General features: G+C 35.1%; 23 protein-coding genes. 16 read left to right on the top strand and 7 right to left on the bottom strand.

Annotated features, from left to right (window positions below):
• The first annotated feature begins 124 nt into the window (after positions 1-124).
• The 4 genes from sufB to yunB all read left to right on the top strand — a co-directional run bounded on the left by sufB (position 125) and on the right by yunB (position 3,907).
• Positions 125-1,522, top strand: coding sequence for a Fe-S cluster assembly protein SufB (sufB, locus tag AC3WJF_RS01510; RefSeq protein ID WP_492449329.1), 1,398 nt, complete (start codon positions 125-127; stop codon positions 1,520-1,522).
• Positions 1,523-1,614: 92 nt separating this feature from the next.
• Positions 1,615-2,460, top strand: a complete 846-nt coding sequence (locus AC3WJF_RS01505) for a DUF72 domain-containing protein (protein ID WP_492449328.1) — start codon at positions 1,615-1,617, stop codon at positions 2,458-2,460.
• Positions 2,461-2,649: 189 nt separating this feature from the next.
• Complete coding sequence (locus tag AC3WJF_RS01500) at positions 2,650-2,952, top strand: YunC family protein (protein ID WP_492449327.1); 303 nt, start codon at positions 2,650-2,652, stop codon at positions 2,950-2,952.
• A 226-nt stretch (positions 2,953-3,178) separates the two neighbouring features.
• Positions 3,179-3,907: a sporulation protein YunB gene (yunB, locus tag AC3WJF_RS01495; protein ID WP_492449326.1), complete on the top strand. Its 729-nt coding sequence runs from the start codon at positions 3,179-3,181 to the stop codon at positions 3,905-3,907.
• 22 nt (positions 3,908-3,929) lie between these two features.
• Here the strand turns inward: yunB and AC3WJF_RS01490 are convergent, their stop codons facing one another.
• Together AC3WJF_RS01490 and AC3WJF_RS01485 are read right to left on the bottom strand one after the other, a co-directional pair.
• Entirely contained in the window at positions 3,930-4,838 is a 909-nt protein-coding gene (locus tag AC3WJF_RS01490) for a M23 family metallopeptidase (protein WP_492449492.1), read from the bottom strand.
• A gap of 428 nt (positions 4,839-5,266) precedes the next feature.
• Positions 5,267-5,971: a YhcN/YlaJ family sporulation lipoprotein gene (locus tag AC3WJF_RS01485; protein WP_492449325.1), complete on the bottom strand. Its 705-nt coding sequence runs from the start codon at positions 5,969-5,971 to the stop codon at positions 5,267-5,269.
• 110 nt (positions 5,972-6,081) lie between these two features.
• On the opposite strand from AC3WJF_RS01485, the gene AC3WJF_RS01480 reads away from it, so the two are divergent.
• From AC3WJF_RS01480 to AC3WJF_RS01470, 3 genes are all read left to right on the top strand, one after another.
• The gene (locus AC3WJF_RS01480; protein ID WP_492449324.1) at positions 6,082-6,351 is read left to right on the top strand and encodes a YutD family protein; all 270 of its coding nucleotides are present in this window, start codon (positions 6,082-6,084) and stop codon (positions 6,349-6,351) included.
• A 146-nt stretch (positions 6,352-6,497) separates the two neighbouring features.
• Complete coding sequence (locus AC3WJF_RS01475; protein ID WP_492449323.1) at positions 6,498-6,935, top strand: DUF86 domain-containing protein; 438 nt, start codon at positions 6,498-6,500, stop codon at positions 6,933-6,935.
• Positions 6,936-6,986: 51 nt separating this feature from the next.
• Positions 6,987-7,751 carry a TIGR01457 family HAD-type hydrolase gene (locus AC3WJF_RS01470; RefSeq protein WP_492449491.1) on the top strand — a complete coding sequence of 255 codons (765 nt, stop codon included), beginning with the start codon at positions 6,987-6,989 and terminating at the stop codon, positions 7,749-7,751.
• Between the two features lie 142 nt (positions 7,752-7,893).
• Here AC3WJF_RS01470 and AC3WJF_RS01465 read toward each other — a convergent pair whose 3' ends face one another.
• Complete coding sequence (locus tag AC3WJF_RS01465) at positions 7,894-8,388, bottom strand: phosphatidylglycerophosphatase A family protein (RefSeq protein WP_492449322.1); 495 nt, start codon at positions 8,386-8,388, stop codon at positions 7,894-7,896.
• 202 nt (positions 8,389-8,590) lie between these two features.
• Here AC3WJF_RS01465 and yutH point away from each other — a divergent pair, with 202 nt between their 5' ends.
• Entirely contained in the window at positions 8,591-9,604 is a 1,014-nt protein-coding gene (gene yutH / locus AC3WJF_RS01460) for a spore coat putative kinase YutH (RefSeq protein WP_492449321.1), read from the top strand.
• 70 nt (positions 9,605-9,674) lie between these two features.
• Here yutH and AC3WJF_RS01455 read toward each other — a convergent pair whose 3' ends face one another.
• Positions 9,675-9,911: a NifU family protein gene (locus tag AC3WJF_RS01455; protein ID WP_492449320.1), complete on the bottom strand. Its 237-nt coding sequence runs from the start codon at positions 9,909-9,911 to the stop codon at positions 9,675-9,677.
• Between the two features lie 334 nt (positions 9,912-10,245).
• Here AC3WJF_RS01455 and AC3WJF_RS01450 point away from each other — a divergent pair, with 334 nt between their 5' ends.
• Both AC3WJF_RS01450 and AC3WJF_RS01445 read left to right on the top strand, forming a co-directional pair.
• Entirely contained in the window at positions 10,246-10,569 is a 324-nt protein-coding gene (locus AC3WJF_RS01450) for a YuzD family protein (RefSeq protein WP_492449319.1), read from the top strand.
• 186 nt (positions 10,570-10,755) lie between these two features.
• Positions 10,756-10,995, top strand: a complete 240-nt coding sequence (locus tag AC3WJF_RS01445; RefSeq protein WP_492449490.1) for a YuzB family protein — start codon at positions 10,756-10,758, stop codon at positions 10,993-10,995.
• Between the two features lie 37 nt (positions 10,996-11,032).
• Here AC3WJF_RS01445 and AC3WJF_RS01440 read toward each other — a convergent pair whose 3' ends face one another.
• Positions 11,033-11,713, bottom strand: coding sequence for a DUF2225 domain-containing protein (locus AC3WJF_RS01440; protein ID WP_492449318.1), 681 nt, complete (start codon positions 11,711-11,713; stop codon positions 11,033-11,035).
• Positions 11,714-12,092: 379 nt separating this feature from the next.
• Between AC3WJF_RS01440 and AC3WJF_RS01435 the strand changes: the two genes are divergently transcribed.
• Positions 12,093-12,455 carry a HesB/IscA family protein gene (locus AC3WJF_RS01435; RefSeq protein ID WP_492449317.1) on the top strand — a complete coding sequence of 121 codons (363 nt, stop codon included), beginning with the start codon at positions 12,093-12,095 and terminating at the stop codon, positions 12,453-12,455.
• A 76-nt stretch (positions 12,456-12,531) separates the two neighbouring features.
• Here the strand turns inward: AC3WJF_RS01435 and AC3WJF_RS01430 are convergent, their stop codons facing one another.
• The gene (locus AC3WJF_RS01430; RefSeq protein ID WP_492449316.1) at positions 12,532-13,530 is read right to left on the bottom strand and encodes an NAD(P)/FAD-dependent oxidoreductase; all 999 of its coding nucleotides are present in this window, start codon (positions 13,528-13,530) and stop codon (positions 12,532-12,534) included.
• Between the two features lie 333 nt (positions 13,531-13,863).
• Here AC3WJF_RS01430 and AC3WJF_RS01425 point away from each other — a divergent pair, with 333 nt between their 5' ends.
• From AC3WJF_RS01425 to spsC, 4 genes are all read left to right on the top strand, one after another.
• Positions 13,864-15,081: an NAD(P)/FAD-dependent oxidoreductase gene (locus tag AC3WJF_RS01425; protein WP_492449315.1), complete on the top strand. Its 1,218-nt coding sequence runs from the start codon at positions 13,864-13,866 to the stop codon at positions 15,079-15,081.
• Between the two features lie 241 nt (positions 15,082-15,322).
• Complete coding sequence (locus tag AC3WJF_RS01420; RefSeq protein WP_492449314.1) at positions 15,323-15,451, top strand: YuiA family protein; 129 nt, start codon at positions 15,323-15,325, stop codon at positions 15,449-15,451.
• Between the two features lie 338 nt (positions 15,452-15,789).
• A complete protein-coding gene (locus tag AC3WJF_RS01415) occupies positions 15,790-16,107 on the top strand; it encodes a YuiB family protein (protein WP_492449489.1) in 318 nt (105 codons plus the stop codon).
• Between the two features lie 143 nt (positions 16,108-16,250).
• Positions 16,251-16,970: a stationary phase survival protein SpsC gene (gene spsC / locus AC3WJF_RS01410; protein ID WP_492449313.1), complete on the top strand. Its 720-nt coding sequence runs from the start codon at positions 16,251-16,253 to the stop codon at positions 16,968-16,970.
• A gap of 29 nt (positions 16,971-16,999) precedes the next feature.
• Here spsC and AC3WJF_RS01405 read toward each other — a convergent pair whose 3' ends face one another.
• On the bottom strand, positions 17,000-17,794 hold the full coding sequence (locus AC3WJF_RS01405; RefSeq protein WP_492449488.1) for a cobalamin-binding protein: 795 nt from the start codon (positions 17,792-17,794) through the stop codon (positions 17,000-17,002).
• A 290-nt stretch (positions 17,795-18,084) separates the two neighbouring features.
• Between AC3WJF_RS01405 and AC3WJF_RS01400 the strand changes: the two genes are divergently transcribed.
• The gene (locus AC3WJF_RS01400) at positions 18,085-19,584 is read left to right on the top strand and encodes a leucyl aminopeptidase (protein WP_492449312.1); all 1,500 of its coding nucleotides are present in this window, start codon (positions 18,085-18,087) and stop codon (positions 19,582-19,584) included.
• Positions 19,585-19,645: the final 61 nt, after the last annotated feature.

Below are 19,645 nucleotides of genomic sequence, written 5' to 3'. Positions count from 1 at the left end.
TCGACTGAGATAAAGGAAACACGACGAGGGACGAGTCGATGTTGACTTATCGTAGGGAGGAGACGGAGAAATACGCTAGCCGATAGGCGCTGTAGCTAGACAGAGTCAAGGAGGAATGATTGAAATGGCAAAGAAAATGCCTGAAATCGGCGATTACAAGTATGGCTTTCATGATAAGGATGTTTCGGTATTCCGTTCTAAACGCGGTTTGACTCGTGAAATTGTCGAAGAAATATCTAAAATGAAAAACGAACCACAGTGGATGTTGGATTTTCGTCTTAAATCCTTAGAACACTTTTATAATAAACCAATGCCACAATGGGGCGGAGATTTATCAGGTTTAAATTTTGATGAAATTACTTATTATGTAAAACCATCAGAAGCACAAGGCCGTTCATGGGATGAAGTACCGGAAGAAATTAAAAATACTTTTGATAAACTCGGAATTCCAGAAGCGGAGCAAAAGTATTTAGCAGGAGTTTCTGCTCAGTATGAATCTGAAGTTGTTTATCATAGCATGAAAGAAGACCTTGAAAAAATGGGAATCATTTTCAAGGATACGGATTCCGCTTTACGTGAAAATGAAGATATTTTCCGTGAACATTGGGCTACAGTAATTCCGCCTACAGATAACAAATTTTCTGCGTTAAACTCTGCTGTTTGGTCAGGGGGGTCATTTATTTACGTTCCTAAAGGCGTAAAGGTTGAAACTCCGTTGCAAGCATATTTCCGTATTAACTCCGAAAATATGGGACAATTTGAACGTACTTTAATTATAGTGGATGAAGGTGCACATGTTCATTATGTTGAAGGATGTACAGCACCAGTTTATACAACGAATTCCCTGCACAGTGCGGTAGTAGAAATTATCATTAAGAAAGATGCTTATTGCCGTTATACAACGATTCAAAACTGGGCAAATAACGTTTATAACTTAGTGACAAAACGTGCTGTGTGTGAAGAAAATGCGACAATGGAATGGATCGATGGAAATATCGGTTCTAAATTAACGATGAAATATCCTGCCGTTATTCTAAAAGGGGAAGGCGCTCGCGGTATGACCCTTTCTATTGCGATAGCAGGTAAAGGTCAGCACCAAGATGCAGGTGCGAAGATGATGCACTTGGCGCCTAATACATCGTCTACAATCGTATCAAAATCGATTTCAAAGCATGGCGGTAAAGTAACGTATCGTGGTATTGTTCATTTTGGACGTAAAGCAGAAGGTGCTAGAGCAAATATCGAATGTGATACATTAATCATGGATAATCAATCTACATCTGATACAATTCCATATAATGAAATATTAAATGATAATATTTCATTAGAGCACGAAGCAAAAGTATCAAAAGTATCGGAAGAACAACTCTTCTACTTAATGAGTCGTGGAGTATCAGAGCAAGAAGCTACAGAAATGATTGTTATGGGCTTTATCGAGCCATTTACAAAAGAACTTCCAATGGAATATGCGGTAGAAATGAACCGCCTTATCAAGTTCGAAATGGAAGGGTCTATTGGTTAATACAAAAAAGAAACTCGCTTGAACCAATGTTCAAGCGAGTTTTTGTATCCCTTAATATGGTAAAATGAATCGTAAGAAATGCAGGTGATTTTATGATATACATTGGTCTTGCAGGATGGGGAGATCATGATTCCATTTATAAAAATGGTATAACACCAAAAAACAAATTACGAGAGTATGCTGGCCATTTTCCCATTGTTGAAGTAGATGCGTCCTTTTATGCCGTTCAACCTGAAAGAAACGCGGTTAAATGGGTGGAGGATACCCCAGATGCTTTTCAATTTATCGTAAAAGCCTATCAAGGGATGACTGGGCATGAACGTGGTTCCATACCTTATCAATCAAAAGAGGAAATGTTTCAAGCTTTTATACAATCGCTCAGTCCGTATCAACAGTTTAATAAGCTTGCTATGGTTCTTTTTCAATTCCCTCCCTGGTTTCGTTGTACAAAAGATAATGTAAATTATTTGCGTTATTGTAAACAAAAGATGAAGGATATCCCAGTAGCGCTAGAATTTCGTCATCAATCATGGTTTACCACACAATTTAAAGATGGAACTCTTAACTTTATGAAAAAGGAAGGTTGGATCCATAGTATTTGTGATGAACCACAAGCTGGAGAAGGTTCAATACCAACTATTTTAACTGCGAGCCAACTGGATAAAACGCTTATCCGTTTTCATGGAAGAAATGTGTATGGGTGGAAGAAACCAAAGCAGGGAGACTGGCGTGAGGTTCGCTATTTGTACCGGTATAATGAAGAGGAATTATTGGATTGGAAAAAGAAAATTCAGGTGTTAGCGGACCAATCGAAGGATTTGTATATTATTTTTAACAATAACTCCGGTGGAGATGCAGCAGATAATGCAAAGCAATTTATGGATTTATTAGGAGTTGAATACGAGGGATTGGCACCGCGTCAATTAGATTTGTTTTAAGGATTATGTATACATTGTTAGCTGCAACAAGGAAACATGAAAAATATATTGGAGGAATACTTAGAACTTGATGCAAAAGGTATTCCAAAAAGGCTACGTTCTAGGAAAAATGAATGCAACCATTTCTTGTCCTTTACATAGAGATGTTAATAAATACTATTAAACTTTATTCGTAAAGGAGAGAATACATTGGTTACCATTACACCCGTTGAAATTAATGGCTATACCTTTATAGCTACTACTGTCAATCTTCCTAAAACAACTTTATTAACTGTCTCAAATGATAATGGATATATTATGTGTGGCGCATTAGATGTTGCGCTTTTAAATAACCGATTAAAGGATCGAAAAATTATTGCTGGAAGGGCGGTAGGTGTGAAAACCATTGAGGAATTATTAAATGCTCCACTCGAATCCATTACATGGGAAGCAAAGAATCTCGGCATTTGTGTAGGGATGATCGGGAAGGAAGCATTACTTAAGATGATTTAGGGCTTTTTTCTTAACCTTTGTTGCTTTCTGAGAACATTAGGTAGCAACCTTAATGAGGAGAAAATAAATAAATATTATAAGAATAGATGCTCAGAAACCATGCCTGCTTAAAAATTTTAAACAAATGATCAACAGCAACAATTCATGCGGAAACAGCCATCATTTAAATCAGTGATAATTTTATCCCCCAAACAAGCATAAACATAGCTTGTAAGGGGGAATTTATATGGCTAAATTTCGTGCTCGTAAACCCCGGCGAGGTGGTCCTTTACCATTACGGTATGTCCTACTGCTGACATTTGTATTTTTTATTATTTCGACTTGTTTAGGGATATGGATTGTGAATAAAGGACTTGCGCCGACATTAATAAAATATGCAGAAAGTCAAAATCGAAAAATCGCAGAAATAGCAGTTAACTATGCAAAAAAGAAAATTCAAAATGAAATTGACCCAGAAAATATCGTGGTGACAAATAAGAACGGTAATTATTACATTACAAATCCATCGGTTAGCAATAAAATCGAGGCAGATGCCCAAGATATTATTCAATCTGTTTTAAATGGAAGTGAAAAAGGAAGTATTGCGGCATTTTCTGATTTTGGAATTGTTCACGATACAGATGGACTAATTTATAAAATTCCAATTGGGCGGGCAACCGATAATGCCCTGTTAGGTAATATTGGCCCTAATATCCCCATTAAACTTCAAGTAGTTGGGGATGTGGAAGCAGATTTAGTCTCAAATTACAAAGCAGTTGGAATTAACCATATTGCAGCTGATGTGTATATACAATTAACTGTTAATGTTCAGACGATTATTCCATTTGAAACAAAGGCAACAAAATATAAAACAAAAATTACACTATTAAGTGGAGTTATTCCGTGGGATCCACCACAATATTATAATGGTGGTTCATCTTCTAATCCGGCAATTCAATTACCGCCAACAAAATAAAAAGCTTCCTTTTCGAAGCTTTTTATTTTTTCCGATCCAATCGCTCCCAGTGCTTTAACAACGGGTAAGGATCAAATGACCATTCACTATATCCATTATCCTTATACATACCATAATGCAAATGTGGAGGGAATTTTCCAGATGTACCTGGTGGTCCATATCCGGTACTGCCGACACTTCCAATGAGCATCCCAGGCTCTACAATTTGCCCAACATGTAAATCCTTCGCATAACCATTAAGATGTGCAAAATAGTGATATGTATTATTAATATCACGAATTCCGACTCTCCAACCGCCAAACTTATTCCAGCCCTTCATCTCTACAATACCATAACAGGTTGCGCGAACAGGAACACCATAACTTGCAAAAATATCCGTTCCTTCGTGAATTCTTCGACCACCCCAACCGCGGCGATCTCCCCATGTATCGCGATAGCTATAATTGAATCGGAGCGGGATTGGAAAGGTTTTTGCATTTAAATCTAATTTTCCAAAATGCCTGTACAATTTGGCTTTTTCCATAATTAAACCTACTGCTTTATCTCTTTTGTAATAATCCCATAATGCAATTCGAAAATGATCTTCATCTACACCAAATTCTAAAATATGGTTAGCTAAGGAGTAGAGGATATCTTCATCATCATTCATATTTGCTTTCCCATCCCCATTTCCGTCAATTCCGAACCCATCAAAAAGTTCAATAGACATCAGAGATGGATCGGTTTGATTAGGATTGAGCCAGCCGGACCATTTAATTGGATGAATATATATCCCGGTGACTCCGCTTGGCTTTGGAATGTCCTTTCTAACAGATCTAATACTTCTTTCGTAGTGATCAACAGCAGCCATGTAATACCAAGGAATTTGAGTAGTAATTTCTATTCGCTTATATAATTCCATTCTTTTTTGATATGGATCCTCACTAGTCATTTCTTTTGCAAATATTGATTTGGAAGATGCTAAAACAATAAAAAATATAAGAGAACAAGTAAAAATGCGCAACACTTTTGCCTCCTCGTATCTTTTCCTTTGGCTATTTTCGTTTAAATTATTGCTTTTCGTCATTTGTATAAATCCTAACTTAGAATTGGTTTCGGGGCATCTTTTCTTAAAAAGGATACCCATTCTTAAGGCGAAGAAGAAGGGAATAATATTTACTTTTACGAAAGCAACAAAGTTTAAGAAAAGAGCCTTTCCTCATCATATATGTCATTAGTTTGTGTTAGATCCTTTTTTTCATAAACATCAAATAATGGAAGGGTTTCAAATTGGGATAAAAATGGAGTGGTTTACATATTCCCTTGAAGGAAAAAATGTTTAATATAAAAAACTGCGCCTTGTCAGACGCAGTTAATACTTTATAAGTTTCCCTTATCAAACTGTTCGTGGAGATTATCTGTGTCCTCCATATTACCATTATTGATATCTTTTGATTCACCATTTTCATTTTCACCAGTACTCATCTTATGTCCTTGTGGAGAACTTTTTAGCATCATCTTTACCGTTTGATTGATGACCCTCTCCTTATTGGCATCACTGGATTTCATATAAGAAATATTCTCAACATATTGTCTTAGTGTTGGATTATCGGTAACATATACATGATACCAGCGAGGAACAATCGAAAAAGCCGTTTTCTTTACTTGATCGGCTACATTATTTCTGTCCTTTTTTGATTTTGCATCGGTTTTGTACCAGATTAAAACTTCTTCATCTGTTACCAATGTTGCTGCATCATGTACTTTTGCATTTGTTACAGCTATTTTACTTATTGCATCTGCAATTTTTTCCCGATTTATTGTATAAATGTCTTGATATTTAATGTTTTGGCCAGGAATGGGACTTTTGATATGACGAACATATCCAAATTCATTCGATTTTTTGGCGCTCGTTTTTTCCAAACCGGCATTGTACATATCTACACGCTCATATTTATTGACCGTGTTCCCATCTTTTTTATAAACTGCGGGATTTTCGGCGACTTTTTTTCCGATATGATTACTGCTACATGCAGTTAGTAAAGCTACACTTAGCATTGTTGCAGTAACGATTTTTATGCCCAATATTAGCACCCCCTTAATGGTTAGAGTGCGCACGTTTTTTTATTTTTCTCTTAGTAATTGATGGGGAATTAGTTATAATTTATAGTATATAGTAAATGAGGTGATCCATATTGATCTGCGTCAATAATTATTGTTATGAAATCATTAAAGAATATCGTGATGGCTTCAATGAAGAAGCATTTCGGACACGATATAGTGATATTTTGACTAAATACGATTATATAGTAGGTGACTGGGGGTACGGGCAGCTTAGGCTTAAAGGTTTTTTTGCCGATGACAATCCTAAAGCGACATTTGATACAAAAATAAGTGTATTATCAGAGTATCTATACGAATATTGCAATTTTGGTTGTGCGTATTTTGTTGCACAAAGAATTTAATGAAACGCCTCCAGCCAATGGAGGCTATTTTTTATTATGTGTTAGTTATGACAAAATAAATCGTGAAAACCGTTAGTAACGAAATCCTGTCATTATTATGATAAAATAATATTTATGTAATGGAAAAAAGCGGAGGTGTTTGTTGAATGTATTTTGTAGATCGTGAAAAAATTGAAGAAACATTACAATATTTAGAAGATAAAGTACAATTGTTTAAATCAAATGTGAATTGGGATAATGAAATCGAGAAATTAGCATTAGAAAGAATAGCACATACGATGATAGAGTCAATTCTTGATGTAGGAAATGCAATTATTGATGGATTTATTATGCGTGATCCTGGAAGTTATGAGGATATAGTTGACATTTTAACTGATGAAAAAGTAATTACAGATGAAATGTCTAAAAACTTATTAAAAATCATTTTATATCGTAAAGTCCTTGTTCAACAATATGTGAAGGTTGAACATGAGCACTTGTTGGATATTCTTCATGAATGTACAACTTCTTTAGAAAAATTCCCCAACAATGTAAGGGAATACTTAACAAATGAGTTAGGTCCGGTATCTGCTTTTAAAAGTTAGTAAACGCTTTCTTATGGAAAGCGTTTTACTTATGAATAAGGAGATTTCATGATGAAAAATTATAAAGGATATTTAATCGACTTAGATGGAACTATGTATCGCGGAACGGAAAAAATTGAAGCCGCGGCAGCTTTTATTCAAGGATTAAAAACGAATGGAATTCCATATTTATTTGTTACGAATAATTCATCCAGAACACATGAACAAGTGGCGAAAAAACTGAATAATTTTGACATCCCTACATTACCTGAACAAGTATTTACTAGTTCAATGGCAACGGCACAATATATTTTTGATTTAAAACCGCATGCCTCCATCTATGCTATTGGGGAAGAGGGAATTAAAGAAGCTTTGCAGAATAAAGGATTTCATTTTAAGGATGAGCAACCTGATTATGTGGTAGTAGGTATTGATCGTGAAATAACGTATGAAAAATTAGCTATTGCATGTCTTGCAGTCCGAAGCGGGGCAACCTTTATTTCCACAAATGCAGATATCGCAATTCCCACCGAAAGAGGATTTTTACCTGGTAATGGATCTATTACGTCAGTAATATCTGTTTCTACTCAAATAGAACCAATTTTTATCGGAAAACCGGAACCGATTATTATGGAGCAAGCATTGGATTTTCTAGGGACAAAGAAAGAAGAAACCTTGATGGTTGGGGACTTCTATGATACCGACATTTTGGCGGGAATACGTTCCGGCATGGATACATTATTAGTGCATACTGGTGTTACTACAAAGGAACAGTTAAAGGAAAAGCATATTCAGCCTACTTATGCTATAGATACTTTATCCGATTGGAAAATATAATACGAAAAGGCGTGCATGCCACACGCCTTTTTTTATCCTGTTATTAAAGGAATTATAAAATTCAATCCTGTGACTAATTTTTTTACAAATTGTCTTCGTCTAGCTTCAGCGCCTAACGGCTAGCGAATTTGTTCTGCCTCTATTAGTATTTAGCACGATGAGCCAATCGACTTGAGGCTGCCGCAGCTATAGCCCCTACTATATCGTCCAAAAAAGTATGGCATTCTCCACTTGTATGATCATTTAATTTTTGCAAAATACCTGGTTTTAGTTTATCGATATAACCATAATTCGTGAATCCAATAGAACCATATACGTTGACAATAGAGAAAGCAAGTATTTCATCTACCCCATACAGACTTTCATCCACAGCAATAATAGACTGTAATGGTTCATCTAGAAGTCCTTTTTCAGCTAATATATCCAATTGTATACCTGTTAAAATAGCGTTTTGTACTTCCCTCTTAGAAATTACTCTATCGACATTTTCTATACATTCTTCTATTTGTAAATTCGGATGATACTTTTTTTGTAAAAACATAACAAGCTCCGCAATATCTTTTATTTGAACTCCTCGATTTTTAAGCCATTGGCGGGCTGTCGTTTCGGATACATTCATTGCTTGTCTATTTTCCATAATTGTCCACCTTTTTCTTGTTTTATATATTTTTCATTTTTCCCAATACCGATTAATTTACAAGGAAAAAGAAGAATACATTTCTCTTTATTTGCCTTGTAAGTAACGTGATAATTAGTGAGATTACTTCATATATATGATTGAATACTGATTTATGGAATATTCCAAATGGATTTTATTCTCTTTTGAAAGGGGTGCTAGAGTGTCGGTTGAAATTTTGCAGGAATATTTTAACATACAGCCAGAATCTTCTTTTTTAGATGGTGAGTATTTAAGATATTTAAAGGAAGGCAAATTATTTACTCTTTTTCCCGTAACAAACATAAAGGAAGAAGTATTGGTGGAATTATATATTATGGCAGATCATCTATCACAACAAGGTGATCGAAATGTATCGACATTTTACGCTTCAAAAGATCAAAAATTTTTAATAACACATCATGATGAAGATTATGTCCTTTTATTAAATTCATATACAAAAGTTCCCGCTAAAAGAAGTATCGGACGGAAATTAGCAAAATTTCATCAACGCGGCCGTACCATACAAGTACAAATTCAACATACAAGCAGTATCGGACAATGGAAAATTTATTGGGAAAAAAGATTAGAGCAATTGGAAAAGGTATGGTATCAGGTGGTACAAGATAACCCTAATAATGAGTTCGATCATATGTTCGTTGAAACTTTTCCATATTATATGGGGATGTCCGAAAATGCCATTCAATATTTAGTCGATACCGAATTGGATGAGGAAACGTTAGAAATTGATGTGGGAACGGTTTGTCATGAGCGCTTTAATAATGATAGTTGGGGGAACAGAATGTGGATCCGAAATCCATTTGATTGGGTGTTTGACCATGGAAGCAGAGATATTGCTGAATGGATCAGACAACAATACTTTAGAAAAAATAAATCATTTTTGCCTGATGTGCAACGTTTTTTGGAAGATTATCAAGGAGTAACACCTTTTTCCAATTTTTCGTGGAGATTAATATTTGCAAGGCTTTTATTCCCTTTACATTATTTTGAATGTGTTGAACAATATTATTTAACCAATTCGGAAATGCAACATAAACAACTAGAAGATCGTTTGCATAGATATAAGCGGGATTCAATCGAATACGAAAGCTTTTTAGGGAATTTTTATCAGCAAATGGGAAAGGATCCAAGCAAATGGAATATTCCGGAGATTGGTTGGTTTAATGTATCACAATAGAAAAAGCGATTCCTTTGGAATCGCTTTTCTTTGTCTAGCGCAAGCAGCTATCGGGTAGCAGATTGTTAATTTAAAAAACCTGTTCTACTTCTACTACTCCCGGAACTTCCTCAAAAAGAGCACGTTCAATACCAGCTTTTAATGTAATGGTGGAGCTTGGGCATGTTCCGCAAGCACCTAGTAAGCGTAACTTAACAATACCATCTTCAATATCGACTAATTCACAGTCACCGCCATCACGTAATAAAAATGGACGCAATTTATCTAATACTTCTTGAACTTGTTCAAAAATAGTTTCTTCAGACATTTAAAATCGACTCCTTTCCATATTCTTATTATAATAAGTTCAAGTGAAAAAATCTATTATCGAATTCAAATGAATAAAGGCTTTTTTCTAAAACTATGTTGCTTTTGTACAAGATAATCCTATAAACTACTTCATTCTACTTAAAAATAGAAATCCTTTTAAAGAAAATACTCCACGAAACTAAGTTTAATTAAGGATTTATACAAATGACGAAAAGCAATAGGTTAAAATCTGTGTTTGGATTTTAAACAATCGATACGAAAACGATTTTAAATGATTTCATTTTAGTTTTTTAAAATCTTATGTAAAATAGAAAGAGAAGGGGTGAGGAAAAGTGAAGAAACAAGTAAAAATCGTGGTTTATGGTGCGGAACAATTATGTGCTAGTTGTGTAAATTTACCATCATCAAAAGAAACCTTTGAATGGCTTGGTGCTGCTATTTCACGAAAATACCCAAATCAGCCATTTGATATAATACATGTGGATATATTTAATCCTCCAAGTGACGAGGAACTTTCTCAATTCGCAGAAAGAGTGATTTCAGAGGATTTGTTTTATCCTGTCGTTACTTTAGAAGGAAATATCGTTGGAGAAGGAAACCCGCGATTAAAGAGCGTCTATGAAGAATTAGAAAAATACGGATATGTAACAGATTAATAAATTACTTATTTTGGGGATCCAATTATACAAAAAGGGTCCTTTTTTCATATGTTTTAGAATGTAATTGTGGAGTTACACTTCAAATTTCAATCATCCGTACGCCGATGAGCAAGCAGCTTTCGCTTTTGTCACCGTTGACGTTAAAAAAGAAATGGAGTAGGATAATCATTGGTAGAGGTGATTATCTTGAATCCTATAATAGAGTTTTGTGCGAGTAATCTCGCAAGTGGTTCATATAAAGCTTTGGAAATATTAGAAGAAGATCCTAATCTGGATATTGTTGAGTACAGCTGTCTAGATTTTTGTGATATATGTGGTGAAGCCATGTTTGCATTGGTGAATGGTGACTATGTAAAAGGTGATACTGCAGAAGAATTAGTGGAAAATATATATAAATATTTGGAAGAAAATCCAATGTTTTAATCCATCAAAAGGAACAGAAATCTGTTCCTTTTTTATGTTAATTCATTACGCTGCGCATTTCATTCCATTGTTCTCTAGCCATTTCCACAATTGTTCTTTCCGTTACAGATGCCTGTTTTTCAATGACTTTTGAAAAATAGAAAACTGCCTCTTTGTACTGGCCAGTTCTTCGTAATAATTCAGCAATTAAATATAAAATTTTCAATTCGGACATTTGTGAACCTCTAAAATCATCATTAACATAAGAATCTATGTACTCTTGAACAGCCATATTCAGAAAACGCTGTTCTTGGTCATCTTCTATCATTCGATATAGCCAAGCAATTCTTAAGAATATTCCAGCCAAAGTAACTTTTTTCTCACGTTTTATCACACCACAAATGGATGCAAGCTTGTAAGCATTAATCGCTTGTTGAATGGACCGGCTTTTTCCAAAATCCTGGGTTTTCCAATGTTTACTCACTTTTTCTGTTAGCTCACCTTTAACAACAGGTAATATATATTTTGAAAATTCATCTGAAAATGAAAATCCGCAATCTGGGCACACATATGTATTGTAAAGAATCGGATTAATTTCTTTTGATTTATAGTTAGGACAGAAATCCTTGTCATAAAAATCAACTTTAACAAAGCTAGATCTTATTTTTAATGAAGTGAATTTTTCTTTACATAAAGGACATTCAATACTCTTTTCATAGAAAGGTGATAAATGGTCCATGCTAATCAACACCTTACGTTAATTTCTGTGACATTTGTAGCATGTCTATATACCTTATTATAAATGGAAAGTAGAAAAATGGAATAATAATCTATATTAAATGTTGTACAAGAGGCTCTTTTCTCAAACTTTATATTTTTGTAATCGTAATTCTTTCAGTTTTAGAATGTGGAGTCATTTAAAGAAAAGATACCTAAGACTATCGCTTATTAGAAATGTAAACAAAGTACGAAAAGCAACAATGTATACAAGTAGTCTTCAAGCTTGATCGGTTGAGAGATGTAGTAGAAGAGTATATAATAAAGTAAAAGTGGAACAAAACAATGAAGTTATTCTTATTATAAATATCAAAGATAATTTATATTGGAGGTGCGAAAAAATGAGTGAAATAATAATTTTATCTGAATCTGCGGCAGATCAAATAAAAGAAATGATGAAGCATAATGAAGAAGAGGGAGCATTTTTACGAATCTCCATTAATGGGGGAGGCTGTAGTGGTCTTTCTTATGGAATGGGATTTGATCATGATAAAAAAGATGGAGACCAAGAAGACGAACAATTCGGGATTTCCATCCTAGTTGATCATGAAAGTGCTCCTATTTTGAAAGGAACAAAAATTGATTATAAAAACTCCCTAATGGGCGGTGGATTTACGATTGAAAATCCAAATGCACTTGTAACTTGCGGATGCGGTTCTTCATTCAAGACTGCTACTAATACAGGAACACCAGAATCATGCTGAAAAAACGCTGTTGATTTTAAAATCAACAGCGTTTCTTCGTCTAGCTACAGCGCCAATCGGCTAGCGGATTTGTACTTTATGATGGAAACAATGATGTACTATGCATAGGCTGCAAACGTGATTTTGGATCTATGTATGCTTTTGCATTGCTTACAGCAGTAGGCGCTTCACCAAAACCAGTAGCAATTAATTTGATTTTTCCATCGAAAGTACAGATATCTCCAGCAGCATAGATGCCAGGTATATTTGTTTCCATTTTGGAATTAACGACAATGGAGTTTTTTTCTATTTCAATTCCCCAATCTTTAATAGGTCCAAGAGAAGAAACAAATCCATAGTTGACGATAAGGGAATCAAATTCAAGTGTTTCTTTCGTTTCCCCTTTTACCTCTTCTAAAATAATCTGTTTAGCTTCATTTTCATCACCAATTAATTCTACTGGTACAAAAGGTGTTTTTATTTCTACTTTTGAAGCTTGAAGAGTTGCTACGCTATGTTCATGGGCACGGAACTTGTCACGGCGATGTATAAGTGTAACCTTTTCAGCAATTGGTTCTAACATTAATGCCCAATCTACTGCAGAGTCGCCTCCACCAAGAATAGCAACCTTTTGTCCTTCAAATTGTTGCATATCATTGATGAAATAATGAATGTTTTTCCCTTCGTATTGTGTAGCATTCTCTAATTCTAAGCGGCGTGGCTGAAAAGCGCCTACTCCTGCTGTAATAATTATGGTTTTGGAATAATGAATTTCTTTATTTGTTACAAGCTTAAATGTTCCATCTTCAAGCTTTTCTAATTCAGTCACTGCTTGATCCAAGCAAATGGTTGGCGAAAACATTGAAAGCTGTTCCTTTAAATTATCGACTAAATCTTGCGCCTTTACTTTTGGAAAACCGGCAATATCATAAATATATTTTTCAGGATAGAGGGTTGAAAGTTGCCCGCCTAACTGAGGTAAGCTTTCGATAATTTTTACGCTTGTTTGACGCATACCACCATAAAAGGCTGTAAACAATCCAGTTGGCCCTCCCCCAATAATTGTTATATCATAAACTTTTTGATCCTCTTTCAAAAAAACCCCTCCAATAATACAATTATTCCTATATATAATATCACATCCCGTCCATCATAATGTAATCTAAAACAAATGATGTCGAAAGTAGTTTTTTGAATTTTCCTAAGTTTTCTTTTTCCTAAATATATATTGAAAAACATGCGTAAAAGGAATATCATGTAATAGGGAATTATATTAATTTTTTATGACAATTTTTTATGTTTTTTTACATTGATGTGTTGTGATTAGTGAAATTAATCACATAACGAAAAAATTTTTAATAAGTGTACATAAGTGGTGGGAATAATAAAGATACCATCACCAAAAAAATAAAAGGTGGAAGTGATACAAGTGAGAAAGCCAAAGATTGTTGTTTTAGGTGCTGGATACGGCGGATTAATGACAGTAACACGTCTTCAAAAGCTTGTGGGGGCCAATGAAGCAGAAATTGTTCTTGTAAATAAAAATGAGTATCATTATGAAACAACTTGGTTACATGAAGCATCTGCAGGAACTTTACATCATGATCGTGTTCGCTATGATGTTAATAAGGTTATTAACAGCAGCAAGGTCCAATTTATTCATGGTACAGCAGAAGAAATTAATACAGATCAACAAAAAGTTATTCTTGATAATGGAGAAGTTGATTACGATTATTTAGTTATCGCATTAGGTTCTGACTCTGAAACGTTTGGTATTAAAGGCTTAGATAAATACGCCTATGCAATCACAAACGTTAATGCAGCACGTCAAATTCGCGAGCATATTGAACTTCAATTTGCTACTTATCATAATGAAGAAGAGAAAAGCGATGATCAATTAACAATCGTTGTTGGCGGTGCAGGTTTTACAGGAATTGAATTTCTTGGAGAACTTACGAACCGAGTTCCTGAGCTTTGTAAGGAATATGATGTTGACCGTTCTAAAGTTCGTATTGTATGTGTCGAAGCATCTCCAATGGTATTGCCACAATTTGATCGCGATCTTGTTGACTATGCTATTGCTTTACTTGAAAAAAGAGGCGTAGAATTCCATATTGGTACTGCTGTCCAAGAAGCAACAGCTGAAGGAGTATTTATTGGTAAGAAGGATGAAGAACCACAAGAAATTAAAGCAGGAACAGTGATTTGGTCTGCTGGTGTTCGTGGAAATTCTATCATTGATAAATCTGGAATTGAAAACATGCGTGGACGTGTGAAAGTAAATCTTGATTTAAGAATTCCTGAAAAAGAAAATATTTTTGTGGTTGGAGATTGTTCATTAATTATTAATGAAGAAAGTAATCGCCCACTTCCACCAACTGCACAAATTGCAATGCAACAAGGTGAAGTCTGCGCACGTAATCTTGCAAAGCTTGTTCATGGTCAAGACAATCTAGATCATTTTGTTTTTGATGATAAAGGAACTGTATGTTCTCTTGGAGACGATGATGCAATTGGCGTGGTATTTGGCAAAAAAATCAAAGGTTCAAGTGCTTCATTTATGAAGAAGGTTGTCGATAACCGTGCGTTGTTTATGGTTGGGGGAACTTCACTTGTACTCCAAAAAGGTAAATTCAAATTACTTTAATTAGATATTAGCTAGCAGATAAGCTGCTTGCGCTAGTCATCTTTTAAATTTAAGAAGACGGTGGATATATCCATCGTCTTCTTTTTGTGTGTTATTTTTAAAATATTTAGGAATTTGGAGTTTGAGCGTGTGTGAGTGAAAAAAAAGTACTTGTATTCGCTTTCATTAAAGATATACGGTGTTTACTATGAAGTGAAAAGGTGGTATATTATCAGAAAATTTAAAAAGGAGTGTGTGACAATTGCTAAAGAAAACATCAACTCTAGATTCAAAAAATTGTACGTATTGCTCCGGAAAAGGCTATTTTCAACTATTGCTAGGTGGCTCTGAAACATGTCCTTGCTGCAGCGGCACGGGTAAAAAGAGTTAATTATCACTTATTTGTTATTTTAGAGTGCCATGTAGGGTGGCACTCTTTTGTTATTTGATCTCTGTCCAGCTACAGCGCCTATCGGCTAGCGGATTTCTACGTCTCCTCCCTACGATAAGCGGGCATCGACTCGTCCCTCGCCGTGTTTCCTAAATCTTGCGTCGAAGACTACGAAGGTGAAATTACACTTCAAATTTCACTCATCCGTACGCCGATGATCAAGGCGCCTCCGGTTTTATATTTGTTCAAATCTTCTTCATTGACTCATAATACCTCTTTTTAGTACACTTATTCTTAGTGTGTGAACGAGCTCGTAGGAGGTGTTATAGATGCAGCATATGTCTATTCCGGTAATGATTATATCTATGCTCTTATTTTTTGTATTGTTTTTTGGAATCGGTTTTATTTTAAACATGCTTTTACGCATGACATGGTTAATGGCGATAGTATATCCTATCATTGCCTTATTAATCATAGATGATGTACGATTTATTGATTATTTTACAGATACAAACAACGCTTTCCATAAACTTGGAAATAAATTAGTATCTCTCCATGCTTCCGACATTATTATATTAATTAGTGGTTTAATTGGTGCCATTGTTGCTGGCATTACAATGAAAACATTAAGAAAAAAAGGATATCGGATGTTCTAAAGCCTACTCATTGTAAGGCTTTTTTTTGTTTAGTAAGCGAGATCCATTATTCTAATTCGTTGGAATTTTAAGTTTTTTTCACCTTCCATGAATATTTTAAAGGAGATTGGGAAAGTAATAGATTTGGGAGGAGTGAAAAAACAATGAATAATACGCTGAAACGATTATTAATGAGTGTGCTTTTCTGTATTGCGGTATTTACGACCTTTCAAACACTTTCCGGAATCAAAGTAAAGGCAGCTACATTAGATTTAAAAACAACAGCATATGCCTATGATGAACATGGTGATTCAGATGACAACACGACTTATCAGAATAATAGCTATAAATCGTTAGACATTTCTTTAAAATCATTAAATCATATTGATACAATTGCAACTCAAATTTCTTCAAGTACATCGGTAAAAGGAAAACCGCCGAAATTGGAGGATGCATTTAATTGGTCGGAATATCCTAAGATAACTGTAACAGCAACAGGGTATACAGCTGGAGTAGAATCGACAGGAAAATATAAAAATGATCCTGATTATGGTATTACCTATTCTGGAGTAAAGGTAAAAAGAGATTTGTATTCGACAATTGCGGCTGATTTAAAAGTATTTCCGATTGGTACGATCCTTTTTATCCCTGGATACGGATATGGCGTTGTGGCAGATAAGGGTGGAGCAATCCAAGGTAATAAACTGGATTTATATTATGAGACCGTTTCAGATGTGTACAAGCAGTGGGGGAAAAAGACCCTCGAAGTATATGTAGTACAAAAAGGTGATGGCAGGCTGACCGAAAAGGAACTAATTGCTTTAAACGATAATAAAAAGATGCAAGTATTTCGTGGGCAATATGCAAAGATGAAAAAAGAGTAGAAGCGCTAAGGATTACCCCAGCGCTTTTTCTATTTTAACTGTACATGTGGATATAAATCAGGGTGGAGAAGCTTACCTAATCGCTCAATTCCAATTAACAATCTTGGAGACGGACGGCAATATAATGACTCTTCAAGAACAAGTATTTTATTATTTTGTACAGCTTTCATATTTGCCCAATTTGGTCTTTGTTTTACAATTTTCGGATTCACTTTGTTTTGCTGAATACCTACCCAAGCTAAACAAATATAATCCGGATCTCTTTCGAATACGTCATTCCAATCCGTTTGAATACTTGCTAAATCGATATCCGCATAAATATTTTGACCACCCGCATAATGGCTTACTTCAGTTAGCCAATTTATTTTTCCCGGAGTAAAAACAGGTTTTGGCCACCATTCCCAATATAATGTAGGATATAACTCGATTTGTGCAGAAATTTTTTTGTATTTCTCCAGCTGTCCGAGGAACTGATTAGCAGCTTCCTTTCCCCTTTCTGGTTGGCAGATGGCTTCCCCTACTTTTAGTAAATCATCTGCAATATCTTGAAGGCTTTGTGGATTCAACACAATATGAGGTATGTCACGTTTTATTAATTCATCCACATTTTTTTCCATCCCGGGAACACTCAAGGAGGCCAATACTAGGTCAGGCTGGAGCGCTTCTAATTCATCCATTCTTATTGATAAATCAGGACCTAGTCGGGGCAAAGATTGAATACTTGCTGGCCAATCGGAATAATCATCGACCCCAACAAGCATGGAAAGGGAGTCTAAATAGGCTAATAATTCCGTATTACTTGGACAAATAGAAATAATTCTCATCATTCACCTCGGAAAGTATAAGTTATCATCATTTTATCATAATCTCTTGATATTCTAATATGACGTCTTCGAATGGATTATTGTTTTTCGTTATTAGTTAAATTACCTAAGCGGATTTGGTTTTTGGTTATCTTTTCTTATAAAGTTTTTTCATAATTAACCCTAAAAAGCATGTTACTTAAATTTTCGTATTACATAAACAAAATTTAAGAAAAGAGCCTCTGATAAATGAAACAATATATTCGTCATAAGGATAGCGTTCCATTATAATGGAGTGGGGGTGAATAAGGATGTTTCAATATGAAAACAAAAATCCTTTTGAAATTGAACATGAATGTATTATTGTTGGGTTAAAAGATAAGGTAGAAAGATTTTCTGGAATACTGGAAGAATTGGATCTGAAATTTGACAGCCAATTCACGGAGCTTGTGAAATGTGGTGATATTTCCGTCAAGCAGGGAGCGGTATCAAAAATACATACATTAGGAAAAATCGCAACTAAACGAATTTTCTTTGTCGGCTTAGGAAAAGAAAAGAATTTAACTTTTCATGAATTGAAAGAAACATTTGGGAAAACCTTTAAAGAAGTAAATAAATGTGGCGTTAAAGTTCTTGCTGTCGCCCTTGATACGTTTGTAACGGATAATGTTACACATGAAGATGCTGCACACGCATTAAGCGAAGCTTTTGCTTTAGCAACTTATAAATTTGACGGTTATAAGCAAAAGTCAAATGAACCAGAGAAAAAAATAGAAAAATTAAGTATTTATAGCGAATCAGATGAAAATGAAATTGAAGCAGCACTAGCAGTTGGCTTTGCATATGGAAATGCTACTAATTCTGCACGAACATTGGTTAATTTGCCTGGAAACATGCTAACTGCAACGGATTTAGCAAACTATGCAAAGGAATTGGCAAATAAATATGAATTCGAAGTAGAAATTCTTGAAAAAGAGGATATGGAGAAACTTGGGATGGGGGCGCTTTTAGCTGTCAATCAAGGTTCTGTAGAGCCTCCTAAAATGATTGTTCTAAAATACCAAGGCAAAGAAGAATGGACGGATGTAATCGGTCTTGTTGGAAAAGGAATTACCTTTGATACAGGTGGTTATTCACTAAAAACAAAATCCGGTATCGTTGGTATGAAAACTGATATGGGCGGTGCTGCCGCAGTATTAGGTGCGATGGAAGTCATCGGAGAATTACGTCCTGAGCAAAATGTTGTGGCTGTCATTCCATCAACAGACAATATAATTAGCGCTACTGCTTTTAAGCCGGATGATGTGATAACATCCATGAATGGCAAAACCATTGAAGTGTTAAATACGGATGCTGAGGGGCGTTTAGCTTTGGCTGATGCTGTTACATATGCAAAACATCATGGTGCAAATTATTTGGTGGATGTTGCCACTTTAACAGGTGGTGTCATAACTGCTCTTGGCTTAGATAAAACAGGTGCAATGACGAACAATGAAGCATTCTATGAACAAGTATTAGAAGCCTCATTCGAAGCTGGAGAGTTTATTTGGCTGCTTCCTTATACAGAAAATGATAAAAAACGAATCCGAAACAGCAAAATTGCAGATTTAAATAATTCACCTGGTAGTGAAGGGCATGCCATTATGGGCGGAGGATTTGTCGGTGAATTTGCAGAGGATACTCCATGGGTCCATTTAGATATAGCTGGAACAGCTACAATTAAAGGGGAACATGAACTAGGGCCAGCTGGTGCAACCGGTGTGATGGTACGTACATTAGCGTTATTAGTAGAACGATTTGAAACGATATAATGCCGAAAAAAGGAAGTCAATTCACTAGTTGGCTTCCTTTTTTTAATAGCATATATAACAC

The sequence above is a fragment of the Heyndrickxia sp. FW510-T9 genome, from assembly GCF_058781025.1.
This window is presented reverse-complemented; position numbering and strand designations above follow the sequence as displayed.

Bases quoted from the DNA above. Each gene is read 5' to 3' on its own strand.
- yunB (WP_492449326.1), top strand. From the start codon at position 3,179: ATGGCTAAATTTCGTGCTCGTAAACCCCGGCGAGGTGGTCCTTTACCA.
- AC3WJF_RS01405 (WP_492449488.1), bottom strand. From the start codon at position 17,794: ATGAGAATTATTTCTATTTGTCCAAGTAATACGGAATTATTAGCCTAT.
- sufB (WP_492449329.1), top strand. From the start codon at position 125: ATGGCAAAGAAAATGCCTGAAATCGGCGATTACAAGTATGGCTTTCAT.
- AC3WJF_RS01505 (WP_492449328.1), top strand. From the start codon at position 1,615: ATGATATACATTGGTCTTGCAGGATGGGGAGATCATGATTCCATTTAT.
- AC3WJF_RS01470 (WP_492449491.1), top strand. From the start codon at position 6,987: ATGAAAAATTATAAAGGATATTTAATCGACTTAGATGGAACTATGTAT.
- AC3WJF_RS01435 (WP_492449317.1), top strand. From the start codon at position 12,093: ATGAGTGAAATAATAATTTTATCTGAATCTGCGGCAGATCAAATAAAA.
- AC3WJF_RS01455 (WP_492449320.1), bottom strand. From the start codon at position 9,911: ATGTCTGAAGAAACTATTTTTGAACAAGTTCAAGAAGTATTAGATAAA.
- AC3WJF_RS01475 (WP_492449323.1), top strand. From the start codon at position 6,498: ATGTATTTTGTAGATCGTGAAAAAATTGAAGAAACATTACAATATTTA.
- AC3WJF_RS01440 (WP_492449318.1), bottom strand. From the start codon at position 11,713: ATGGACCATTTATCACCTTTCTATGAAAAGAGTATTGAATGTCCTTTA.
- AC3WJF_RS01400 (WP_492449312.1), top strand. From the start codon at position 18,085: ATGTTTCAATATGAAAACAAAAATCCTTTTGAAATTGAACATGAATGT.
- AC3WJF_RS01465 (WP_492449322.1), bottom strand. From the start codon at position 8,388: ATGGAAAATAGACAAGCAATGAATGTATCCGAAACGACAGCCCGCCAA.
- AC3WJF_RS01415 (WP_492449489.1), top strand. From the start codon at position 15,790: ATGTCTATTCCGGTAATGATTATATCTATGCTCTTATTTTTTGTATTG.
- spsC (WP_492449313.1), top strand. From the start codon at position 16,251: ATGAATAATACGCTGAAACGATTATTAATGAGTGTGCTTTTCTGTATT.
- AC3WJF_RS01490 (WP_492449492.1), bottom strand. From the start codon at position 4,838: ATGACTAGTGAGGATCCATATCAAAAAAGAATGGAATTATATAAGCGA.